The organism is Streptomyces sp. NPDC006261 (assembly GCF_040613515.1).
In the GTDB taxonomy this organism is placed as follows: domain Bacteria; phylum Actinomycetota; class Actinomycetes; order Streptomycetales; family Streptomycetaceae; genus Streptomyces.
The window spans coordinates 18748-39347 of the sequence record NZ_JBEXSI010000008.1 but is presented as its reverse complement, the minus strand read 5'-3'; the positions used below and the strand labels follow the sequence as shown (position 1 = coordinate 39347).

Genomic DNA, 20600 nt, shown 5'->3' with positions numbered 1-20600 from the left:
CACTAGTCGGCGTTGAGGAGCTTGAGCTCCGGGTGGGCCGTGCCGCCCTCGATCGCAGTGGAGGAGATGTGCGAGACCACGCGCTCGTCGACCGGGTCCATCGCCGGGTCGTCGTGCACGACGAGGTGCTCGTACGTGGTGGCGCGCTGCGCCGGGACCCGGTCCGCCTTGCGGATCAGGTCGATGATCTCCAGCCGGTTGGACCGGTGCCTGGCGCCGGCCGAGGAGACCACGTTCTCCTCCAGCATGATCGAGCCGAGGTCGTCGGCGCCGTAGTGCAGCGACAGCTGGCCGACCTCCTTGCCGGTGGTCAGCCAGGAGCCCTGGATGTGGGCGACGTTGTCGAGGAAGAGCCGGGCGATGGAGATCATCCGCAGGTACTCGAAGAGCGTGGCCTGCGTCTGGCCCTTCAGCTTGTTGTTCTCCGGCTGGTAGGTGTACGGGATGAAGGCGCGGAAGCCGCCCGTACGGTCCTGGACGTCCCGGATCATCCGCAGGTGCTCGATGCGCTCGGCATTGGTCTCGCCGGTGCCCATCAGCATGGTGGAGGTGGACTCCACACCCAGGCCGTGCGCGATCTCCATGATCTCCAGCCAACGCTCGCCGGACTCCTTGAGCGGGGCGATGGCGTTGCGCGGCCGGGCGGGGAGCAGCTCGGCGCCGGCGCCGGCGAAGGAGTCGAGCCCGGCGGCGTGGATGCGGCTGATGGCCTCCTCGGCGGAGACCTTGGAGATCTTGGCCATGTGCTCGATCTCGGAGGCGCCCAGCGAGTGGATGACCAGCTGCGGGTACGCCTTCTTGATCGCGGAGAAGTGCTCCTCGTAATACTCGACGCCGAAGTCCGGGTGGTGGCCGCCCTGGAACATGATCTGGGTGCCGCCGAGCTCGACGGTCTCCGCGCAGCGGCGCAGGATGTCCTCGATGTCCCGGGTCCAGCCCTTGGCCTTGTCCTTGGGCGGCGCGTAGAAGGCGCAGAACTTGCAGGCCGTCACACACACGTTGGTGTAGTTGATGTTGCGCTCGATGATGTACGTCGCGATGTGCTCCGTACCGGCGTAACGGCGTCGGCGTACGGCGTCGGCGGCCGCCCCCAGCGCGTGCAGCGGCGCCGAGCGGTAGAGGTCGAGCGCCTCCTCCGGGGTGATCCGACCGCCCTCGGCGGCTCGGTCGAGGACGGGCTGAAGGTCGGCCTTCTCGGTCACCGGGCTGTCACCTTTCGGCGGTTTTTTGAGGATCCTCGGACCGATCCAGCGTACGCCAGCCCCTTGCGCCGTCAGCCGCCGGACCGGGTGAGGTCCCCGTACGGGAGGCCCGCGCCGCGCTCCAGCGACCGGTAGCCGAGCGTTCCGTCGGCGGTGAGGCGGAAGACCAGGTCCGCCTCGGTGGTGGTGCACAGGCCCGGGCTGCTGGGGCGGTCCGGGTCGGTGCGCTCGCGGACCTTGAGCTCCTTCGCGGTGCCGGAGGTGAGGGTGCCGACGCTGTTGCAGGTGACGGTGATGCCGAGCTGGGAGATCGTGGTGGACATCCGGACGACCTGGGTGCCCTTCCTCCCCTCGGTGAAGACCGCGGTGAGGGTGCCGTGCGGCTGCCCGCTCGTCTTCTCCGTGAGCGGGCCCTCCCAGGTGCCGACGAACGCCTTCGGTACCCCGCTCACCGGGGCCTCGCCCGCGTCGGTGGGGTCGTCGGATCCGGCGGGGGATGGTTCCTGGGACGCGGTGGCCGTGGCGGATGGCGGGCCGGCCGCCGAGTCGCTCTCCTTGCGCCGGTCGGCGTCGCCGCCCGGGAAGAAGCCGTCGAGCAGGCCCGAGCCCAGGGCGACGACCGCGAACGAACCCGCCACGGCCAGCGCCGCGGTGCAGCTCACCCGGCGGCTCCGGCGCGCCGCGGCGCCTGGGCCCGGGCCTGTGCCCGTGCCGGTCTGCGAGTCGGCGCTGACGGTGACGGAGAACCGGGGGGTGTGGGCCCGCTGCGCGGGGGACCCGCCGGGGGGTGTGGTGGGCGGGTGCGGGGTGCCGGGAGGGCCGTCCGGTACGTGGACGAGGGGCGGGCCGAAGACGCCGAGGAGGCCGGAGTCGGCGCCCGGGGAGCCGTCGGAGCCCGTACGGGAATCGGAGCCCGGCCCCTCGTGCGTGTCGGCGCCCGCCCCGAACCCCGCCCCCAGCGACGCGCTGCTGAATGGCACCGGGCCCGAGCCCACCGGCGCGTCCTGCGGTTCCAGGTCCAGCAGCGCCACCGCCGAGCGGCTGACCTCGCCCACCAGCCGGCCTGGCAGCCACCCCGCCGCCACCATCGCCGCCGCGCCGCCCGGAGCGAGCGTGCGGGCGAGGTCGGCCGGGGCGGGCCGCGCGTCCGGGTCCTTGGCCAGGCACCCGGCGACCACCTCGCGCAGCTCGCCCTCCAGGTCGCCCAGTTCGGGCTCCTCGTGCACCACCTTGTAGAGGAGTACGGCGGAGGAGTCGCCGGAGAAGGGGGCGGCGCCGGTCGCCGCGTACGCGAGGACCGCGCCCAGCGAGAAGACGTCCGCCGCACCGGAGACGTCCCGGCCGCGGATCTGCTCGGGGGCCATGTAACCGGGCGAGCCGACGGAGACGCCGGTGGAGGTGAGCGAGACGGTCGCGCCGAGGGCCCGGGCGATGCCGAAGTCGATGAGGCGGGGGCCGTCCAGGGCGAGCAGCACGTTGGAGGGCTTCACGTCGCGGTGGACGATGCCCTGGCCGTGGACGACGTGGAGGGCCTCGGCGAGCCCGGCGCCCAGGGTGCGCACCGCGTGCTCGTGCAGCGGGCCGTGCTCGGTGATCGCCTGGGAGAGCGGCGGCCCGGCGACGTAACCGGTGGCGACCCACGGCACCGGGGCGTCCGGGTCAGCGTCCAGGACGGGGGCGGTCCACTGCGCGCCGATGCGCCGCGCGGACTCCACCTCGCGCCGGAACCTGGCGCGGAACTGCTCGTCCAGGGCGAAGTGCGGATGGACCACTTTCACCGCGACCGTGCGGCCGCCGGCGCTGCGCCCGAGATAGACCCGGCCCATGCCGCCCGCACCGAGCCTGCCGAGCAGCCGGTAGGCACCGATGGTGTGCGGTTCGCCCGCTTCCAGCGGCTGCATATGCGCTCCCCCTGTGAACCCTGAGGTCGGTGAACCCCGGTCGGTCCGGACTCGGACCGAAGCCTAGGGGGCACCACCGGCACGGTCACCGGGAAACGGCCGGACCATTCCCCCTTCTCCGGACGGGAGGGGATGATTTCTCCCTGGGGAAAGGCGCAAATGCGCTGTTCTGCCGACGCCCCATTCCCTGTCCCGAGCGGAAAAGCGCATTCTCTCCTTTCCCGGCTCAGCCGCCGAGCAGCTCCACCCGCACATCCGCCGGGTATCCGGTGTCCGCCCCGGTCCGGCGGGCGAACTCGCGGACACCGGCCAGCTGCTCCGGGCCGAAGCGGAAGTCCAGGGTGGTGAAGTAGCGCTCCAGCACCTCCGCGTCGAAGGCCTCCCAGCGGGCCGCCTGCTCCGCGACCTTGGTGACCTCCTCCAGGGAGAGGTCCCGGGAGGCGAGGAACGCCTGGTGCACCTTGGCCGCCGTGTCGGGGTGGGCGGCCAGGAAGTCCTTGCGGGCCGCCCAGACGGCGAAGACGAACGGCAGCCCCGTCCACTCCTTCCACATCTGGCCCAGGTCGTGGACCTGGAGCCCGAGGCGGGGGGCGTCGTGCAGGTTGGCCCGCAGGGCGGCGTCGCCGATCAGCACGGCCGCGTCCGCCTCCTGCATCATCAGCCCGAGGTCGGGCGGGCAGGTGTAGTAGTCGGGCCGGACCCCGTAACGCTCGGCGAGCAGCAGCTGGGCCAGGCGTACGGAGGTGCGCGAGGTGGAACCGAGCGCGACCCGGGCCCGGTCGAGCTGCTCCAGCGGGAGCTGGGAGACGATCACGCAGGACATCACGGGCCCGTCGCAACCGACCGCGATGTCCGGGAAGGCCACCAGGCCGTCGGCGTTGCGCAGGTACTCCACGAGGGTGACCGGGCCGATGTCCAGGTCGCCCCTGACCAGCTGCTCGCTGAGCCTCTCCGGGGTGTCCTTCGAGAGCTCCAGGTCGAGCAGGGTCCCCGTCCTCGCCAGGCCCCAGTAGAGCGGCAGGCAGTTCAGGAACTGGATGTGGCCGACGCGGGGCCGGCTGCGGCGGTCGTCGCCCTCACCGGCCGGGGCGTCACTGGCTGAGACGGTTGAATTGTCCACATCGCGAGGCTAGACCCGCCCCCGGCGACCGGCACCACCGGGGCGCCCGCAGCGGCCTTCGGTGCTCCTCCGCAGAGGCAGTCAGACGTTCGGGTGGAGTGATCTTTCCCTCTACCGCTCTCCGGAGACTGCGTGCTAGGCTCGTTCGCAAGTTGCAGTTTGGTTTCCCTTGCAGTACAGAGCCTGCGGAGCATGTAACCCGCAGGCTTTTGTAGTTTTCAGACTTGTTTGCAGGTTCTGGAGCAGGGCAACCCTTTGGCCCAAGGAGGGCTTATGGCTACCGGAACCGTCAAGTGGTTCAACGCTGAAAAGGGCTTCGGCTTCATCGCCCAGGACGGCGGCGGCCCGGATGTCTTCGTTCACTACTCCGCGATCAACGCGTCCGGGTTCCGCTCCCTCGAGGAGAACCAGGTCGTGAACTTCGACGTCACTCAGGGACCCAAGGGTCCGCAGGCTGAGAACGTCACCCCGGCCTAGTTGCCCGGGTCGGCCGATCGCGGCCGTACACAGCAGTACCAAGGAGCCCTGCTCCCCCGCTTCGGCGGAGGAGCGGGGCTCCTGCCTGTATACGGTCCGCGCTCGCTGCCCGGCGGCGCTTGACCTTCACACCGTGTGAAGCCGTGCAGTGGGAGCCATCATGTTCACCATCGGAGACTTCGCCAGGTACGGGCGGGTGTCGCGCCGGATGCTGCGTCACTACGACGCCATCGGGCTGCTGCGCCCGGACCGTACCGACCCCGCCACCGGCTACCGCTTCTACGGCGCCGCCCAGCTCGCCCGGCTCAACAGGATCATCGCGCTCAAGGACCTCGGCTTCACGCTCCAGCAGGTGCGGGACGTCCTGGACGAGCGGGTGGGCCCCCAGGAGCTGCGGGGGATGCTTCGGCTGCGCCATGCGGAGCTGGCGGAGGCGGTGGCGGCCGCGACGGCGCGGCTGGCCCAGGTCGAGGCGAGGCTCCGGTCGATCGAGAGCGAGGGGCACATGCCTGTCGACGACGTTGTGATCAAGACCGTTCCGGCGGTCCGGGTGGCCGAGCTGACCGGGACGGCTGCGAGCTACGAGCCGCAGGACATCGGGCCGGTGATCGGTCCGCTGTACGAGGAGCTCTTCCCGCTCCTGGAGGGCGCGGGCCTCCGGCCGACCGGTCCCGGGGTCGCGCGGTACGAGGAGGCCCCCGAGGGCGGCGGCGCGGTCGTCGTGCACGCGGGCGTGACGGTGTCGGCCCCGGTGGGCCCGGTCGGCGGGACCGGGGTACGGGTCGTGGAGCTGCCTCCGTTCGAGGCGGCGACGATCGTGCACCGGGGCGCGATGGACGACGTGCTGCCGGCCGCGCAGACCCTGGCCCGCTGGCTGGACGCGAACGGCTACCGCTCCACGGGGTACGCCCGCGAGGTCAGCCTGGAGTGCCCGGCGGACCGGAGCCAGTGGGTGACGGAGCTGCAGGAGCCGGTGGCCAGGGTCTGATGGCCCGCCGTACGGGCGCGTAGGGCGTACGGGGAGGGGCGCCGTTCCCTCCCCGTACGCACGTACGCCCCTACGCCCCCGCCCAGAGCCCGTCCTCCGTCAGCCCCAGCAGGTCGATCGCGTTGCCGCGGACGATCCGGTCCACGACGTCCGGGGCGAGGTGGCCCATCTGCGCCTCGCCGACCTCGCGGGACCGGGGCCAGGTGGAGTCGGAGTGCGGGTAGTCCGTCTCGTACAGGACGTTCCCGACGCCGATCGCGTCCAGGTTCTTCAGCCCGAAGGCGTCGTCGAAGAAGCAGCCGTGGACGTGGTCCGCGAACAGCTCGGACGGCGGGCGGTGGACCTTGTCGGCGACGCCGCCCCAGGCGCGGTTCTCCTCCCAGACGACGTCGGCGCGTTCCAGGATGTACGGGATCCAGCCGATCTGGCCCTCCGCGTACATGATCTTCAGGCCCGGGAAGCGCTCGAACTTGCCGCTCATCAGCCAGTCGACCATCGAGAAGCAGCAGTTGGCGAAGGTGATGGTGGAGCCGACGGCGGGCGGCGCGTCGGCGGAGGTGGACGGCATCTTCGACGAGGAGCCGATGTGCATGGCGATGACGGTCCCGGTCTCGTCGCAGGCCGCGAGGAACGGATCCCAGTCGTCCGTATGTATGGACGGAAGCCCGAGATGGGGAGGTATCTCGGAGAACGCGACCGCGCGCACTCCCCGGGCCGCGTTGCGCCGGACCTCGGCGGCGGCGAGCTCCGCGTCCCAGAGCGGGACGAGGGTGAGCGGGATGAGGCGGCCGTGCGCCTCGGGGCCGCACCACTCCTCCACCATCCAGTCGTTGTACGCGCGCACCCCCAGGAGCCCCAGCTCGCGGTCCTTCGCCTCGGTGAACGTCTGGCCGCAGAAGCGCGGGAAGGTCGGGAAGCAGAGGGCGGACTGGACGTGGTTGACGTCCATGTCGGCGAGCCGGTCGGGGACCGAGAAGGAGCCCGGCCGCATCTGCTCGTAGGTGATGATCTCCAGCTTGATCTCGTCCCTGTCGTAACCGACGGCGGTGTCCAGGCGGGTGAGCGGTCGGTGCAGGTCCTCGTAGACCCACCAGTCGCCGACCGGGCCCTCGTCGCCCCGGGCCCCCATCACGGGCGCGAACTTTCCGCCCATGAAGGTCATTTCCTTCAGCGGTGCGCGGACGACGCGCGGCCCGGAGTCCGCATACCTGGACGGGAGCCGGTCCCGCCAGACATGAGCGGGCTCCACCGTGTGGTCGTCCACCGAGATGATCTTCGGGAAGGTCTCCATGCGCTCCACGGTAGCGCTCATCTGACGGGTCGTCAGCTGGCGTGCACGCATCCGCACGGGGGGCGGCGCCCGCCCGGCCCTCCTCACGGTTCCCGAATCGTTGTCGAGGGCTTGTGCAGAGCGTCACCCACTGCTGACGCGCCCGCCCGCGACAAGGCAGACTGTTGAGCGCGATACCAGCGGTACCGAGCAATCCGGATGTACACCGCACTTCGACGCACGGACGGACAACCGGCCGAGAGCGGGCGGTCCTTCGAAAGACGGGCACCACCGGCAGGACCCGCTAACGAGCCGGGCCGGCAGGCGAGCAGGACAGGGGGCATCAATGGACCGTGATCACGGGCCACGCGTGCGCGTACCGGAGCAGCGCGCTCCGGAGGAACCGGGGGCCGCCGACTCCCTCAGGTTCACCGTCCTGGGCCCCGTACGGGCATGGCGCGGGGCCGAGACGCTCCCCTCCGGCTCCCCCCAGCAGCGCGCGCTGCTCGCCGCCCTGCTCCTGCGCGAGGGCCGGACGGCCACGGCGAACGAGCTGATCGACGCGTTCTGGGGCGAGGACCCGCCCTCGCAGGCCCTGGCCACGATCCGTACGTACGCCTCCCGGCTCCGCAAGATCCTGGGCCAGGACACCCTGGTGAGCGAGGCCGGCGGGTACGCGCTCCGGATCGGCCGCGGCGCGCTCGACCTCACCCTGGCGCAGGACCTGGCCGCCGAGGCGGAGAAGGCCCGCGCGAGCGGTGACCGCTGCCAGGCCCGCACGCTGATCAACAAGGTGCTGGGCCTGTGGGACGGTGAGGCGCTGGCCTCCGTCCCCGGGCCGTACGCCGAGAACCAGCGCACCCGGCTGGAGGAGTGGCGCCTCCAGCTCACCGAGGCCCGGCTCGACCTGGACCTGGAGGTCGGCAGCCACGCGGAGGCCGTCTCCGAGCTGACCGCGCTCACCGCCGCCCACCCGCTGCGCGAACGCCTGCGCGAGCTGCTGATGGTGGCGCTCTACCGCAGCGGCCGGCAGGCCGAAGCGCTGGCCGTGTACGCGGACACCCGGCGGCTCCTCGCCGAGGAGCTGGGTGTCGACCCGCGCCCCGAACTGGCCCAGCTCCAGCAGCGCATCCTGCGGGCCGACGAGGAGCTGGCCCGCCCGGCGGACGAACCGGCCCCGCCGCCGGCGCCCGTGAAGCCCGCACAACTTCCGGCGACCGTGCCGGACTTCACGGGACGGGATTCGTTCGTCCGGGACCTGGGCGCCCAACTGGCCTCCGCCGAGGGATCGGTGATGGCGGTCTCCGCGCTGGCCGGGATCGGCGGGGTCGGCAAGACCACGCTGGCCGTCCACGTGGCACACCAGGCCCGCCCGCACTTCCCCGACGGGCAGCTCTACGTCGACCTCCAGGGCGCGGGGGCCCGGGCGGCCGAGCCGGAGACGGTCCTCGGCTCGTTCCTGCGGGCGCTCGGCACCGCGGACTCGGCGATCCCCGACACCCTGGACGAGCGGGCGGCGCTCTACCGCTCGACGCTGGACGGCCGCCGCATCCTGATCCTGCTGGACAACGCCCACGACGCGGCCCAGATCCGCCCGCTGCTGCCCGGGACGCCGGGGTGCGCGGCTCTGGTGACGAGCCGGGTGCGGATGGTCGACCTGGCCGGGGCGCATCTGGTGGACCTGGACGTGATGTCGCCGGACGAGGCGCTCCGGCTCTTCACCCGGATCGTGGGGGCGGAGCGGGTCGGCGCGGAGCGGGAGGCGGCCCTCGACGTGGTCGCCGCCTGCGGTTTCCTCCCCCTCGCCATCCGCATCGCCGCCTCCCGGCTGGCCGCCCGCCGCACCTGGACGGTCTCCGTCCTCGCCGCCAAGCTCGCCGACGAGCGCCGCCGCCTCGACGAGCTCCAGGCGGGCGACCTCGCGGTGAAAGCCACCTTCGAACTCGGCTACGGCCAGCTGGAACCGGCCCAGGCCCGCGCCTTCCGTCTGCTGGGCCTCGCGGACGGCCCCGACATCTCCCTGGCGGCCGCCGCGGCCCTGCTGAACCTGGAGCCGCACACGGCGGAGGACCTCCTGGAGGCCCTGGTCGACACGTCCCTCCTGGAGTCGGCCGCCCCCGGCCGCTACCGCTACCACGACCTCGTACGCCTCTACGCCCGCTCCTGCGCGGAGCGGGACGAACAGCCGCCGGGGGAACGGGAGCCGGCGATGTCGCGGCTGCTGGACTTCTACCTGGCGACGGCGGCGGGGGTGTACGCACTGGAGCGGCCGGGGGAACGGGTCCTGGACCACTTCACCCGGACCGAGTACCCGGGTCTGGCCTTCCCGATCCGGGAGACCGCCCTCGACTGGCTGTTCACGGAGTCGAGCGGACTCCTGGCCTGCGCCCGCCAGTCGGCCGCCATCGGCATGCCCAAGCGCGCCTCGGACCTCCTCATGGCCGTGGTCGACCTCGGGGAGTCCGGGGCGAACTCGCACCAGTTCGCCACCGCCGCCAAGGCCGTGAGCGACGCGGCCTGCGCCGCCGGCGAGGCGCAGGCCGAGGCCAGGGCCCGCACGATGCTGTCGCACGTGCACAGCGTCTCGGGGCGGTTCGCCGAGGCCGACGAGGAGGCCAGCCGGGCCCTCGCCCTGGGGCAGCTGGCCGAGGACCCGGTCTCGCTGGGCCAGGCCCCCAACCAGCGGGGCATCATCGCCCTGTACGAGAACCGGCACGAGGATGCCGAGGCCCATCTGACCCAGGCCATGGCCGCGTTCCGGGCCGACGGGAACAAGCCCGGAGAAGCGGCCGCCCTGTGCAACCTCTCCCGGGTGCACCTGGCCACCGGCCGGACCACCAGCGCGGTGCACCTCGCCCAGCAGGGGGTCGCCATCTACGAGGGCGACGCCACCGACCTGGCGCTGCGGCTGGCCAACGGGAAGTACGCCCTGGGGCTGGCGCTCATCGGCAGCGAGCAGATGCCCCGGGCCCGCGACGCCCTCCTGGAGGCGCTGCGGATCTTCCGGGAGAGCCGCCAGCAGCTCTGGCACGGGATGACGCTCTTCCGGCTGGCGGAGCTTCACCTCGCCGAGCAGGACGGGGCCCAGGCCGCGGCCCACGCGGAGCAGGCTCTGGCCGTACTCCGCGGCATCGGCGGGGACTGGCGCCGCGCCAACGTCCTGGCCGTGCTCGGCCGCGGTCTGACCGCCATAGGGCAGCGGGACCGGGCCCAGGTCTGCTGGAGCGAGGCACTGGCCATCTTCGAGGAGCTGCGCTCGCCCGAGGCGGCCTCGGTACGCGCCCTGCTGCACCCGGCGGGTGTGAGCTGACGCCCCGGACCGCGCCACGGGCCGCGTTCATCATTCGTTTATCGCGGACCGACAGTCTCTGACTCATCGATCCGCCGCGTCGGGGGGCAGACGGATCGGCTTGCGGCCTCACCACTATGGTGAACGGCCCTGGAGGGCCTGCCCGGCAGTCCACGGGGGAACAGCCGGGCAGGCCCCGCCCGATCATCACGTCACCATCTTCAGGAGTTGACTGACATGGCCGCCAACAAGGACAACCTCAAGCCGACCGACGCCCACGCCACCGGCGAGGACATCACCACGCAGGACGCGCACGCCACGTCCAAGCCGGTGACGAAGCTCGGCGACGCGCACGCCACGGGCGAGCCGGTGGGCAAGCTGGGCGACGCCCACGCCACGAGCGAGCCCGTCAAGTAGACCTTCCCGACGGGGGTACGGGGGATACGGGGGTACGTACGGGGGAGCGGCCACGGCGGCGTGGAGGGGGAGCCGCCGCGGCCGTCGTACGCAGAGGGGCCCGAGCCTGGGGATGGGCTCGGGCCCTTCGGGCGTGTGGGGGCATTCGGCCCGTACATTCGGCCAGCCCTGTGGCATTGAAAAATCTGATGTGACTCCCTGAGTGAAGCCCTCGACTTCCCCCGGAGACGGCCCCAGCAGCGGCATCTCCTTCTCCCTCACCGCCGGAACCCTGCGCGCGATCCGCGAGCGGGCCGGCAAGCGCGGCGTCTCGGCGTATCTCGAAGCAGCCGCGCGCCGAACTGACGAGCAACCCACCCGAAGCCGGAGCGGCCGCGTGAGCGGAGCCCTGGTACTCGGCAGCGGAGGGCTCACTCAGGCCGTCCTGCGCGGCCGCGAGGTGCAGGAATGGCTGGAGGCGGCCTCCTCACGGCCGACCACCCCCGCGTGACAGCGGAGAAAGCCTGACGGCTCCCGTACCTGCCCAGGTATCTACCCCCTCCCCCGCAGCTCCCCCTTCACCACCTTGCCGCTCGCGTTGCGCGGGAGCTCCGGGACGAACTCCACCGCCCTCGGCACCTTGAAGTTCGCCATCTCTCGGCGGGACCAGGCGATCAGATCGTCCGCCGTCACCGTGGCACCCCGGCGGCGGACCGCGAACGCCTTGCCGACCTCGCCGAGGCGGGGGTCGGGGACGCCGACGACCGCCACGTCGGCGATGTCCGGGTGGAGGCCGAGGACCTGTTCGATCTCCGCCGGGTAGGCGTTGAAGCCGCCCACGATGAACATGTCCTTGATCCGGTCCGTGATCCGCAGGTTGCCCGCCTCGTCCAGGACGCCCACGTCGCCGGTGCGGAGCCAGCCGTCCGGGGTCAGCGCGGCGGCCGTGGTCTCCGGGTCCTCGAAGTAGCCGCTCATCACGTTGAAGCCCCGGACCTGGATCTCGCCGGGCTCCCCGGGGCCGGCCAGGACACGGACCTCGGTGCCGGGGATCGCGCGGCCGGACGTGGCGGCCACGGTCTCCGGCGCGTCGCCCCGGCGGCACATCGTGACGATGCCGCTCGCCTCGGAGAGGCCGTACGCCGTGAGGACAGTGGCGATGTGGAGCTCGCCGCGCAGGCGCTCCACCAGCCGCAGGGGGACCACCGCCGCTCCCGTGACCACCAGGCGCAGGGCGGACAGGTCGTGGGAGTCGCGGGCCGGGTGGTCCAGGAGGGACTGGTGGAGGGTGGGCGGTCCTGGCAGGACGGAGATACGTTCCGCCGCGATGTTCGCCAGCACCGTGTCCACGTTGAACACCGGCTGCGGGACCATCGTCGCCCCCCGCATCAGGCAGGCGATGATGCCTGCCTTGTAGCCGAAGGTGTGGAAGAAGGGGTTGACGATCAGATAGCGGTCGCCTTCGCGCAGGCCCGCCAGCTCGCTCCAGATCTCGTACGCGCGCAGGGTCTGCGCGTGTGTGATCACCGCGCCCTTGGGGGCGCCCGTGGTGCCCGAGGTGTAGACGATGTCGGAGGGGTCCTCGGGGCGGATGGCGGCCGCCCGTTCCCGTACGGCGGAGGACTCCACCCCCTCCCCAGCCGCCAGGAATTCCGGCCAGCTCGTGTAGTCCTCGGGGGCCGTGTCCGCCAGCACCACCACCCGCTCCAGGTCCGGCAGCCTCACCTGAGACCGGCGCAGGGAAGCCACGTACGACGTCCCCAGGAACGTGCCGGTGACGAAGAGCAGCCTGGCCCGGCTGCGGCGCAGGATGCGGGCCGCCTCCGTTCCCTTGAAGCGGGTGTTCAGGGGCACCAGCACCGCGCCGGCGCTCACCGCCCCGAGCGCGGAGACGATCCAGTCCAGGGTGTTCGGGGCCCAGATCGCGACCCGGTCGCCCGGCTCCACCCCGGCAGCCATGCACGCGGCGGCAGCGCGTTCCACCCGGTCGCCGAGGACCCCGTACGTCAGGCGGGTGCGGCCCTCGACCACCGCCTCCGCCGGCCCGTACCGCCGCGCCGCCTCCCGTACCAGCCCCGGGATGCTGTCCCACTCCTCGTCGCCTCGCATCGCGCGCCCTCCCGCCGTCGTCACCGCCGTCGCAGTAGCTGACTATCCGTCAGATTAGCGGTAGCCTCTGCCGCTGTCAGCAGGGTCGACGGTGCGGGAGGTTGGCGGATGGCGACGCTCAAGGACGCGACGGCGATAGCCGGGATCGGGCAGACGGCATTCGCGAAACAGCTCCCGGAGTCCGAGAAGACCCTCGCCTGCCGGGCGATCCTGGCCGCCCTCGACGACGCGGGCATCGCCCCCTCGGAGGTCGACGGCTTCGCCTCGTACACGATGGAGGAGACCGACGAGGTGGAGGTCGCCAAGGCGATCGGCGCCGGGGACGTCACGTTCTTCAGCAAGGTGGGGTACGGAGGTGGCGGCTCCTGCGCCACCCTCGCCCACCTCGCCGCCGCCGTCGCCACCGGCCAGGCGAGCGTCGGGGTCGCCTGGCGCTCACGCAAACGCGGGTCCGGGCCCCGCCCCTGGAAGAACACCGCCGTCCAACTGCCCACCCCCGCCCAGTGGACCCGCCCCTACGGGCTGCTGCGCCCCGCCGACGAGATCGGCATCCTGGCGCGCCGCTACATGCACGAGTACGGGGCCTCCCGCGACCACCTCTTCAACGTCGCCCTCGCCTGCCGCAACCGGGCCAACCAGAACCCGGCCGCGATCATGTACGACCGCCCGCTGACCCGCGAGATGTACATGACCTCCCGCTGGATCAGCGAACCCCTCTGCCTCTTCGACAACTGCCTCGAAACGGACGGGGCGTTGGCCTGCGTCATCGTCTCCGCCGAACGCTCCCGCGACTGCCGGCAGCGACCCGTCTACCTCCACTCCGTCGCCCAGGGGCTGCCCGCCCAGCACCACGGGATGGTCAACTACTGGAGCGACGACCCGCTCACCGGACCCGCCTGGACAGCTGCCCGCCAGCTCTGGAAACAGGCCGACTTCGGCCCCGACGACGTCGATGTGGCCCAGATCTACGACGCGTTCACCCCACTCGTTCCGCTCTCCCTGGAGGGGTACGGCTTCTGCGGGCGCGGCGAGGGCGGGGCGTTCACCGAGGGCGGGGCGCTGGAGAGCGGGGGGCGGCTGCCGATCAACACCGGGGGCGGCGGGCTGAGCGAGGCCTACGTCCACGGATTCAACCTCATCACCGAGGGCGTCAAGCAGTTGCGGGGCACCTCCACCGCCCAGGTGCCGGACGCCGCGACCTGCCTGGTCACGGCCGGTGAGGGCGTACCGACGTCAGCCGTACTGCTGAGGAGTTGAGGAGATGGGCGTGAACGATTCCCTGCTGCTTCCTGTCGTGGACGAGGACGGGAAGCCCTTCTGGGAGTACGCCGCCCGGGGTGAGCTCCGCGTCCAGGCCTGCGCCTCCCCCACCTGCGGCGAACTGCGCTTCCCGCCCCGGCCGTGCTGCCCGCACTGCGGCACCTTCGACAGCGCATGGCGGGCGATGAGCGGACGCGGCCGGCTCTGGTCGTACGTGATCCCGCACCCGCCGCTGCTCCCGGCCTACGCCGGACAGGCCCCGTACAACGCCGTGCTGGTGGAGCTGGTGGAAGCCCCGCACATCCGGCTGGCCGGGAACGTGGTCGCCTGTGCCGACGCGCCGTTGAACTCGGTGGATCCGGGGCGGCTGCGGATCGGCGCGCCGGTGCGGGCGGTGTTCTGCCCGGTCGGGCCCGGTGCCGACGTCTCGCTCGTGCGCTGGCTGCTGGAGCGGTGAGGCATGGCCCTGCGCATCGAGCGGGACGGGGAGCGCGGCGTCGCGCTCGTCACTCTGGACCGGCCGGAGAAGCTGAACGCGATCGACTTGGCCACGGCCGGGGACCTCGCCTCGCTCTGGCAGGCTTTGCGGTACGACGAGTCGGTGCGGGCCGTTGTCCTCGCCGGGGCGGGCCCCCGCGCCTTCTGCACCGGGATCGACCGGGGCGTGAAGGTCCCGCAGCCCCCGTCCCCGTACGCCCTCGACGACCCCCTCCTGCGGATCGGCCCCAAGGCGAACGACCTGTGGAAGCCGGTGGTCGCGGCCGTTGAGGGGATGGCGTGCGGTGGGGCGTTCTACCTGCTGGGCGAGGCGGAGTTCATCGTCGCCTCGCGGGAGGCCACCTTCTTCGACCCGCACACGGCGTACGGGATGGTCTCGGCGTACGAGGCGATCGCGATGGCGCAGCGGATGCCGTTCGGGGAGGTGGCCCGGATGTCCCTGATGGGCACCGCCGAACGGGTGAGCGCCGAGCGGGCGTACGCGATCGGGCTGGTCAGCGAGGTGACGGAGCCCGGGGGTGCGGTGGCGGCGGCGCTGCGGGCGGCGGCGGTGATCGCCGGGTACCCGACCGAGGCGGTGCAGGGCACGGTCCGGGCGGTGTGGTCGGCGAAGGAGGCCGCCCGTACGCAGGCGATGGCCCAGGCGCCCGCGCTGATCGCGCTGGGGAACCTGGGGCCGGAGCGGCAGGCGGAGCTGTTCGCGGGGCGGAGGGACGGGGGCGGTGGCGGGGCGCCGAGGGTGCGGTGAGCTCTGCCGCTTCCGCTGTCTCCGCCTCTGCGTCTGTGTCTGTGTGCGTGTCTGTGTGCGTGTCTGCCGCTGGGCTCAGAGCAGCTGGGCCGTGACCTCGCACCGCTTGACCTCGGAGACCCGGCGGGGGCTGTCCATCCGCACGGTCAGGTTGCGTACGTCGCCGGCGGTGAGGGTCGTCGTGGTCTCGGCGGTGTCGACCACATTTCCGCGGGCGTCGTAGAACGTCACGTCGACCTCGTACTCGTAACTGCGGGTGTCGTTCGACCGCAGTTCGACGACGGACGCGGTGACCGCCTTGCGCTTGCCCTTGCGGGGCTGGGCGCAGCGGATCACCCGGACGGCGGGGCCGTCGGAGGCGGTGGGCGTCGGGGTTCCGTAGGAGGACCCGGACGAGCCGGACGAGGCGCTGTCGTCGTAGTCGTCGTCGCTGTAGTCGGTGTGGCGGTAGCCGCTGTTGCTCTTCTTGGAGTTGGAGCAGCCGCCGCCCGAACTGCTGCCGCCCTTGCTCTTGCCGCTCTTGCCGCCGCTGGTGGACGTCGAGAAGCCGGTGAGCGCGAGCACCACCACGACCAGGACCGCCGCGAGCCTCATCTGTCGCCGCATCATGGATGCAGCCCCCCTTGTTGTCGTTGCTCGTGTGTTGTCGTTGCTCGTGCTGCCGTCCCCCAGCATGCCGGACGCCTCCGGCGTGAAGGTCATGACCCTGTCACGGTCCGGTCATGGTCTGCGGGACAGGACATCCCCACGGCGGTCGGCGGCGTCCGCGTGGCGGGGGGAATCGTCCGGGCGTAGCGTCGGCCGTGCGGGGGTGTTCGCCGTACGCCGTACGCCGTTGGAGGCTGACGATGATCCGCAACATCCTCGGCTCAGTCGTCGCCCTCGCCGGGGCGGCTTCGGCCGTGCTGAGCCCGTTCCGCGACTGGTACGACGGTCGGGCGGGGCGGGACTACCGGGTGCGGGACCTCTTCGGGGGCATCACCGCCACGGAGTCGGGGGTACTGGTCTCGATCCTGCTGCCGTTCCTGTTCGCGGCGCTGCTGGTGATCGCGGGGGTGGTGCTCCGGTCGCGGCTCGCGGTCGCGCTGGCGGGGCTGGTGGTGCTGGGCTTCACGATCCTGTGGATGGTCCGCCAGGGGCAGGCGGAGGGGTCGCTGGTGGTGGGCGGGGACGGGGCGGGGTTGCAGGTGGGGGTGGCGAACGCGGCTGCGGGCGGGGTGCTGATGTTGATCGGGGCGTTGTTGATGAGTGGGCGGGGGCGGCGGGTGGCTCGGGCCCGGCGGGAGCGGGAGCCGGTGGAGCCCTATGCCGCGCCGCCGGCGGACCAGGTGGACACGTGGCCGCCCACGCAGGAGCCGGGGATGTCGACGCATACGTCGCCGTGGCCGGAGCCGGAAGTGGATCCGTACACGGGGCCGGACCCGCGTGATCCCCGTACGCGGTCGTATCCGCAGGCGCCGGATCCCGGGGACCCCCGGGATCCGGTGCACCCGCCGCGGCGGCCGCCGGAGGTGTGACGGTCACCTCGTCGAGGGTTCCGTCCTCAACCGCCGGACCGGCCGAGGTGGCTCAGGTGCGGGCCCTGTTTCCGGTGCCGGTGCCCTTCAGCGCGTCCAGCGCGTACACGCAGCGGTCCTTGCTGCACGCGTACACCACCCCCGCCTGGGCCACCGGCGAGCCCGTGATCTCGCCGCCCGTCGCCAGCTTCCAGCGGAGCTGACCGCCCGCCGCGTCCAGGGTGTAGAGCACGTGGTCCGCCGAGCCGAAGTGGACCCGGCCGTCCGCCACCACCGGCGCGCCCACCACGTCGCCGCCCGCCGCGAAGCGCCACTTCGGGGTGCCGGTGACCGCGTCCAGGGTGTAGAGCGCGCTGCCGCTGCCCACGTGGACGTTGCCCACCGCGACCAGCACCGGCTCGATGGAGGCGCGGGCCTCCGTGGCGATGCGCCAGCGGTCCTTGCCGGTCGTCGCGTCGAGCGCGTACACCGTGCCCAGGTAGTCCGCGAGGTAGACCCCGCCGCCGGTCACCGCCGGGCCCGGCGCGAAGGCGGGCGGGGACAGGAAGACCGCCGGGGACTCGAAGTGCCAACGCACCCGGCCGGAGACGGTGTCCACGGCCAGCACCCGGGTGCCCGCCGCGATGTAGACGTAACCGTCGGGGGCCGGGGTCACCCGGACGGGGACGCCGCCGCAGGAGGCCGCGTCGCCGATCGGGTACGACCAGCGCTCCAGGCCCGTACGGGCGTCCAGCGCGCGCAGCCGGGCGTCCTGCCAGACGTAGACCGTGCCGTCGTGGATGACGGGCGCGGCCTCCGCGGTCTCGAAGTCGCTCTGGACCCCGGTGATCTCCCACAGCTTGTCGCCGTTGGACGCCTCCCACCCCTGGACGCCACCGCCCCGGGTCGCGGTCAGCACCGTGCCCCGGTCGGCCTTGAGCGCGTACACCCAGGCGTCGGTCTGCACGCGCCACTGCTCGGCCCCGCCCGCCGCGTCCAGGGCGTACAGGGACGGGCCGTCCGAGGCGTGGATGCGGCCGCCCTCGACGGCCATCGCCCACGCCACGTCCCGGGTCTTGAACTGGCGGCGCCCGTTGCCGACGTCCAGCGCGTGGATCTCGAAGGACGTCACGTACAGCAGGTCACCGGCGACGACAGGCGTCCCCCACACGTCGTTGGACATGCGGAAGCGCCAGGGCCGCCAGCGGTCGGGAGCGGCGGGTGAGGTGTCCGGGGCGGGCCCCGGAGCCGGTACGGGCGCGGTGGGCGCCGTGGGCGTCCCGGGCGAGCCGTCCAGGCCCGCGGGCGGGCGGACCCAGCCCGTCGCGGCGGCCGGGTGCGCGGCGGCGGCCCCCCGGCCCTCCCCCGCACGCGGCCCGGGCCCGATCGGCGCCTTCGCCCCGGGCAGGTGGACGGGCCCGCCGTCGGGCGAGGGGGCCGGGGAGGAGGCCGGGGCGGGCGAGGAGAGCGGGGAGGGCGAGCGCAGGTCTCCGCCGCTGCGCCAGTCGGGACCCCGGTCCGGGGCGCGCGGGGGCTGCGGAGGGCGCGGCGGGGGCGCGGAGGGCGCGGGCGGGGCGGTGCGGCCGCCTCCCCGGCGCCGTTCGATCATGGCCGTGGCCGACATCGGCAGCCAGGCCGACGCCGTACCGCTGTCGTCGCTGCCGGAGGCGAAGAGGTGCGGGGCGAGCTGGGCCTGGAGGTCGGCGGGGCTGGGCCGCTGGGTGGCGTCCGTCTGCATGCAGGACTCGATCAGCGGCCGCAGATCGTCCGGCAGCCCCTCCAGGTCGGGCCCCTCGCGCAGCAGCATGAACACCGTCTCGACCGGGTTGGCCCCGTGGTAGGGGGCGTGACCGGTGGCGGCGAAGACGAGGGTGGAGCCCAGCGAGAAGATGTCGCTGGCCCCGGTGACGCTGCGGGAGTCCCGGGCCTGCTCGGGCGACATGTACGCAGGCGTGCCGACGGCGACGTTCGTCATGGTCAGGCGGGTGTTGGAGACGCCGGAGGCGATACCGAAATCGATGACCCGGGGGCCGTCCTCGACGACGAGCACGTTGGACGGCTTCAGGTCGCGGTGGACGAGCCCCGCACCGTGGATGGACTGGAGGGCCTCGGCGATCCCGGCGGCCAGCCAGCGCACGGCCTGGGTCGGCATGGGGCCGCACTCGTTCACGATCTCCTCGAGCGAGGGCGCGGGCACATAGGCGGTGGCCAGCCACGGCACGGCGGCGCGGGGGTCGGCGTCGACCACGGCGGCGGTGTAGAAGCCGCTGACCGCGCGGGCTGCCTCGACCTCGCGCGTGAAGCGGACCCGGAAGAGCTGGTCCTCGGCGAGCTCGGTCCGCACCGTCTTGATCGCCACCCGCCGGCCCGACGCCGACCGGGCGAGATAGACCAGCCCCATGCCGCCGGCCCCGAGCCGTCCCAGCACCTCGAACGGGCCGATCCGTCTCGGGTCGTGCTGCGTCAGCTGCTCCATCACGTGCCTGCCACCTCCCCGTACGGACCTCAGGAACGAAGCCCGCGAATTACCGCCCGTTACCGCCCGGTGCGATTTCCGGCCTGCGCAGCGTCTCACCGCTGGGCACCACCTGGCGGTGCGCACCCTGATTCTTCCTGGCTCGGGCGCCGGTTGCGAACCCGGGGGCGGAAGTGGGTGTCTCATGCCACTTCGGCCGGTATCCGCCCACAAGGGTTACGCGTCCGGGGCCGACGCGTACGCCCCGACCCTACGGAAGCAGTTCGCTCGGCTGGAGCACGGCGAAGAGGGCGCCCTGGTCATCGACGAGGACCGCCATCCGCCCGTACGGGATGTCGAAGGGCGGCGCGGAGACGCGGCCGCCGAGCTGGACGGCGAGTTCGGCCGCCGCCTCGCAGTCGGCGACGGCGAAGTACGTGAGGAAGTAGCTGGGCATCTCGGCGGGGAACGCGTCCGTGATGACGCTGCGGCCGCCGACGGCGGTGTCCGGGCCGGGTTCCGCACCCTCGGGCGACCACATCCGGAAGTCGACCAGCGCCTCGGCGTCGTCGGAGACGTCGTTGCCCGCCGCGTCCAGGTCGGTGCCCCGGAAGCCGAAGACCTTCTCGTAGAAGGGGTCCACCGTGTCCGGCTGCCGGGTGTGGACCTCGGTCCAGCAGAAGGAGCCCGGCTCATTCTGCTTCTCGAACCCCTCGCGCTCTCCCGGCTGCCAGAGGCAGAAGACCGCGCCCCCGGGATCGGCCGCCTGCGCCACGATCGCGGCCCGCCCGGCCCTTACGGGGTCGGTGATGATCTGGCCGCCGTGTTCGCGGATCGCGGCGACGGTGGCACGGATGTCGTCGGTGGCGAAGTAGACGCCCCAGGCCGTCGGCATCCGCCCGTCCTTCTTGGCGGCGAGCGCGGCGACGAGCCTGCCGCCGCTCAGGGCGTCCGCGAAGGGCATGCCGTCGCCCGCACGGAAGGTCCAGCCGAAAAGGCCGCCGTAGAAGCGCTTGCCCGCTTCGAGGTCGGAGAGCTGGACATCCACCCAGCACGGCGCCGAGTGCGCGAATGCGGCCATGGGGCCCGGTCCTTCCGTCGCGGTTCCGTCGCGGTTCCTTTGCGGCTCCGCCGAGGTGACGCCCGTCACAGTCAACGTAACGTCGCGCTCGGCCCGCCGCGCCCCGACGGACGGCGAACACCCCCATAGGGAACATTTGCTCGGATAATGAAGGCCTGGTCACCATGTGGACGAAAGTTGTCCACCGAAGTTGTCCACAGGCTGTTGATAACACTATTACTGGGGAGTGCTGGCGGGCTCGGCGGCCGGAAACCGGCCCCGGAACAGAACCTCGTACGCACCGCCACCGCATCGGCCGAAAATGATCGCC

At 72.5% G+C, this 20600-nt stretch carries 17 protein-coding genes; 9 read left to right on the top strand and 8 right to left on the bottom strand.

The genetic code is table 11. From position 1 onward, the window contains the following. Positions 1-2 precede the first annotated feature (2 nt). The 3 genes from mqnC to ABZ154_RS06830 all read right to left on the bottom strand — a co-directional run bounded on the left by mqnC (position 3) and on the right by ABZ154_RS06830 (position 4223). Positions 3-1202 carry a cyclic dehypoxanthinyl futalosine synthase gene (mqnC, locus tag ABZ154_RS06840; RefSeq protein ID WP_356829772.1) on the bottom strand — a complete coding sequence of 400 codons (1200 nt, stop codon included), beginning with the start codon at positions 1200-1202 and terminating at the stop codon, positions 3-5. Between the two features lie 71 nt (positions 1203-1273). Next, complete coding sequence (locus tag ABZ154_RS06835) at positions 1274-3103, bottom strand: serine/threonine-protein kinase (RefSeq protein WP_356829770.1); 1830 nt, start codon at positions 3101-3103, stop codon at positions 1274-1276. Between the two features lie 226 nt (positions 3104-3329). After that, on the bottom strand, positions 3330-4223 hold the full coding sequence (locus tag ABZ154_RS06830; RefSeq protein WP_356829768.1) for a menaquinone biosynthesis protein: 894 nt from the start codon (positions 4221-4223) through the stop codon (positions 3330-3332). Positions 4224-4496: 273 nt separating this feature from the next. Between ABZ154_RS06830 and ABZ154_RS06825 the strand changes: the two genes are divergently transcribed. After that, a complete protein-coding gene (locus ABZ154_RS06825; RefSeq protein WP_003967102.1) occupies positions 4497-4700 on the top strand; it encodes a cold-shock protein in 204 nt (67 codons plus the stop codon). A gap of 160 nt (positions 4701-4860) precedes the next feature. After that, positions 4861-5688, top strand: a complete 828-nt coding sequence (locus ABZ154_RS06820) for a MerR family transcriptional regulator (RefSeq protein WP_356829766.1) — start codon at positions 4861-4863, stop codon at positions 5686-5688. 70 nt (positions 5689-5758) lie between these two features. Here ABZ154_RS06820 and ABZ154_RS06815 read toward each other — a convergent pair whose 3' ends face one another. Further along, on the bottom strand, positions 5759-6979 hold the full coding sequence (locus ABZ154_RS06815) for an amidohydrolase family protein (protein ID WP_356829941.1): 1221 nt from the start codon (positions 6977-6979) through the stop codon (positions 5759-5761). A gap of 325 nt (positions 6980-7304) precedes the next feature. On the opposite strand from ABZ154_RS06815, the gene ABZ154_RS06810 reads away from it, so the two are divergent. The 3 genes from ABZ154_RS06810 (at position 7305) to ABZ154_RS06800 (ending at position 11154) form a co-directional block, all read left to right on the top strand. Then, complete coding sequence (locus ABZ154_RS06810; RefSeq protein WP_356829764.1) at positions 7305-10268, top strand: BTAD domain-containing putative transcriptional regulator; 2964 nt, start codon at positions 7305-7307, stop codon at positions 10266-10268. A gap of 216 nt (positions 10269-10484) precedes the next feature. Next, positions 10485-10664, top strand: a complete 180-nt coding sequence (locus tag ABZ154_RS06805; RefSeq protein WP_356829762.1) for a hypothetical protein — start codon at positions 10485-10487, stop codon at positions 10662-10664. 202 nt (positions 10665-10866) lie between these two features. Continuing rightward, the gene (locus ABZ154_RS06800) at positions 10867-11154 is read left to right on the top strand and encodes a hypothetical protein (RefSeq protein WP_356829760.1); all 288 of its coding nucleotides are present in this window, start codon (positions 10867-10869) and stop codon (positions 11152-11154) included. A 41-nt stretch (positions 11155-11195) separates the two neighbouring features. Here the strand turns inward: ABZ154_RS06800 and ABZ154_RS06795 are convergent, their stop codons facing one another. Continuing rightward, positions 11196-12752, bottom strand: a complete 1557-nt coding sequence (locus tag ABZ154_RS06795) for a FadD3 family acyl-CoA ligase (protein ID WP_356829758.1) — start codon at positions 12750-12752, stop codon at positions 11196-11198. A 108-nt stretch (positions 12753-12860) separates the two neighbouring features. On the opposite strand from ABZ154_RS06795, the gene ABZ154_RS06790 reads away from it, so the two are divergent. Genes ABZ154_RS06790 through ABZ154_RS06780 form a run of 3 tightly spaced genes read left to right on the top strand, consistent with a single transcriptional unit; the run spans position 12861 to position 15258 of the window. Beyond that, positions 12861-14009 (top strand): lipid-transfer protein, encoded by a 1149-nt coding sequence (locus ABZ154_RS06790; protein ID WP_356829756.1) that lies wholly within the window; start codon positions 12861-12863, stop codon positions 14007-14009. Positions 14010-14013: 4 nt separating this feature from the next. After that, entirely contained in the window at positions 14014-14469 is a 456-nt protein-coding gene (locus tag ABZ154_RS06785) for an OB-fold domain-containing protein (protein WP_356829754.1), read from the top strand. A gap of 3 nt (positions 14470-14472) precedes the next feature. After that, positions 14473-15258 (top strand): enoyl-CoA hydratase/isomerase family protein, encoded by a 786-nt coding sequence (locus ABZ154_RS06780; protein ID WP_356829752.1) that lies wholly within the window; start codon positions 14473-14475, stop codon positions 15256-15258. Positions 15259-15333: 75 nt separating this feature from the next. On the opposite strand, the gene ABZ154_RS06775 is transcribed toward ABZ154_RS06780, so the two are convergent. Continuing rightward, positions 15334-15867, bottom strand: a complete 534-nt coding sequence (locus ABZ154_RS06775; RefSeq protein WP_356829750.1) for an FxLYD domain-containing protein — start codon at positions 15865-15867, stop codon at positions 15334-15336. 239 nt (positions 15868-16106) lie between these two features. Here ABZ154_RS06775 and ABZ154_RS06770 point away from each other — a divergent pair, with 239 nt between their 5' ends. After that, positions 16107-16775, top strand: a complete 669-nt coding sequence (locus ABZ154_RS06770; RefSeq protein WP_356829748.1) for a hypothetical protein — start codon at positions 16107-16109, stop codon at positions 16773-16775. A gap of 52 nt (positions 16776-16827) precedes the next feature. Here the strand turns inward: ABZ154_RS06770 and ABZ154_RS06765 are convergent, their stop codons facing one another. After that, complete coding sequence (locus ABZ154_RS06765; protein WP_356829746.1) at positions 16828-19230, bottom strand: PQQ-binding-like beta-propeller repeat protein; 2403 nt, start codon at positions 19228-19230, stop codon at positions 16828-16830. A 250-nt stretch (positions 19231-19480) separates the two neighbouring features. Then, positions 19481-20290 carry a VOC family protein gene (locus tag ABZ154_RS06760; RefSeq protein WP_356829744.1) on the bottom strand — a complete coding sequence of 270 codons (810 nt, stop codon included), beginning with the start codon at positions 20288-20290 and terminating at the stop codon, positions 19481-19483. Between the last annotated feature and the right edge of the window lie 310 nt (positions 20291-20600).

Excerpts from the sequence above, each read along its gene's own strand:
- ABZ154_RS06835 (WP_356829770.1), bottom strand. The coding sequence starts at position 3,103 with ATGCAGCCGCTGGAAGCGGGCGAACCGCACACCATCGGTGCCTACCGG.
- ABZ154_RS06825 (WP_003967102.1), top strand. The coding sequence starts at position 4,497 with ATGGCTACCGGAACCGTCAAGTGGTTCAACGCTGAAAAGGGCTTCGGC.
- ABZ154_RS06820 (WP_356829766.1), top strand. The coding sequence starts at position 4,861 with ATGTTCACCATCGGAGACTTCGCCAGGTACGGGCGGGTGTCGCGCCGG.
- ABZ154_RS06815 (WP_356829941.1), bottom strand. The coding sequence starts at position 6,979 with ATGGAGACCTTCCCGAAGATCATCTCGGTGGACGACCACACGGTGGAG.
- ABZ154_RS06810 (WP_356829764.1), top strand. The coding sequence starts at position 7,305 with ATGGACCGTGATCACGGGCCACGCGTGCGCGTACCGGAGCAGCGCGCT.
- ABZ154_RS06805 (WP_356829762.1), top strand. The coding sequence starts at position 10,485 with ATGGCCGCCAACAAGGACAACCTCAAGCCGACCGACGCCCACGCCACC.
- ABZ154_RS06795 (WP_356829758.1), bottom strand. The coding sequence starts at position 12,752 with ATGCGAGGCGACGAGGAGTGGGACAGCATCCCGGGGCTGGTACGGGAG.
- ABZ154_RS06790 (WP_356829756.1), top strand. The coding sequence starts at position 12,861 with ATGGCGACGCTCAAGGACGCGACGGCGATAGCCGGGATCGGGCAGACG.
- ABZ154_RS06785 (WP_356829754.1), top strand. The coding sequence starts at position 14,014 with ATGGGCGTGAACGATTCCCTGCTGCTTCCTGTCGTGGACGAGGACGGG.
- ABZ154_RS06780 (WP_356829752.1), top strand. The coding sequence starts at position 14,473 with ATGGCCCTGCGCATCGAGCGGGACGGGGAGCGCGGCGTCGCGCTCGTC.
- ABZ154_RS06775 (WP_356829750.1), bottom strand. The coding sequence starts at position 15,867 with ATGATGCGGCGACAGATGAGGCTCGCGGCGGTCCTGGTCGTGGTGGTG.
- ABZ154_RS06770 (WP_356829748.1), top strand. The coding sequence starts at position 16,107 with ATGATCCGCAACATCCTCGGCTCAGTCGTCGCCCTCGCCGGGGCGGCT.
- ABZ154_RS06765 (WP_356829746.1), bottom strand. The coding sequence starts at position 19,230 with ATGGAGCAGCTGACGCAGCACGACCCGAGACGGATCGGCCCGTTCGAG.
- ABZ154_RS06760 (WP_356829744.1), bottom strand. The coding sequence starts at position 20,290 with ATGGCCGCATTCGCGCACTCGGCGCCGTGCTGGGTGGATGTCCAGCTC.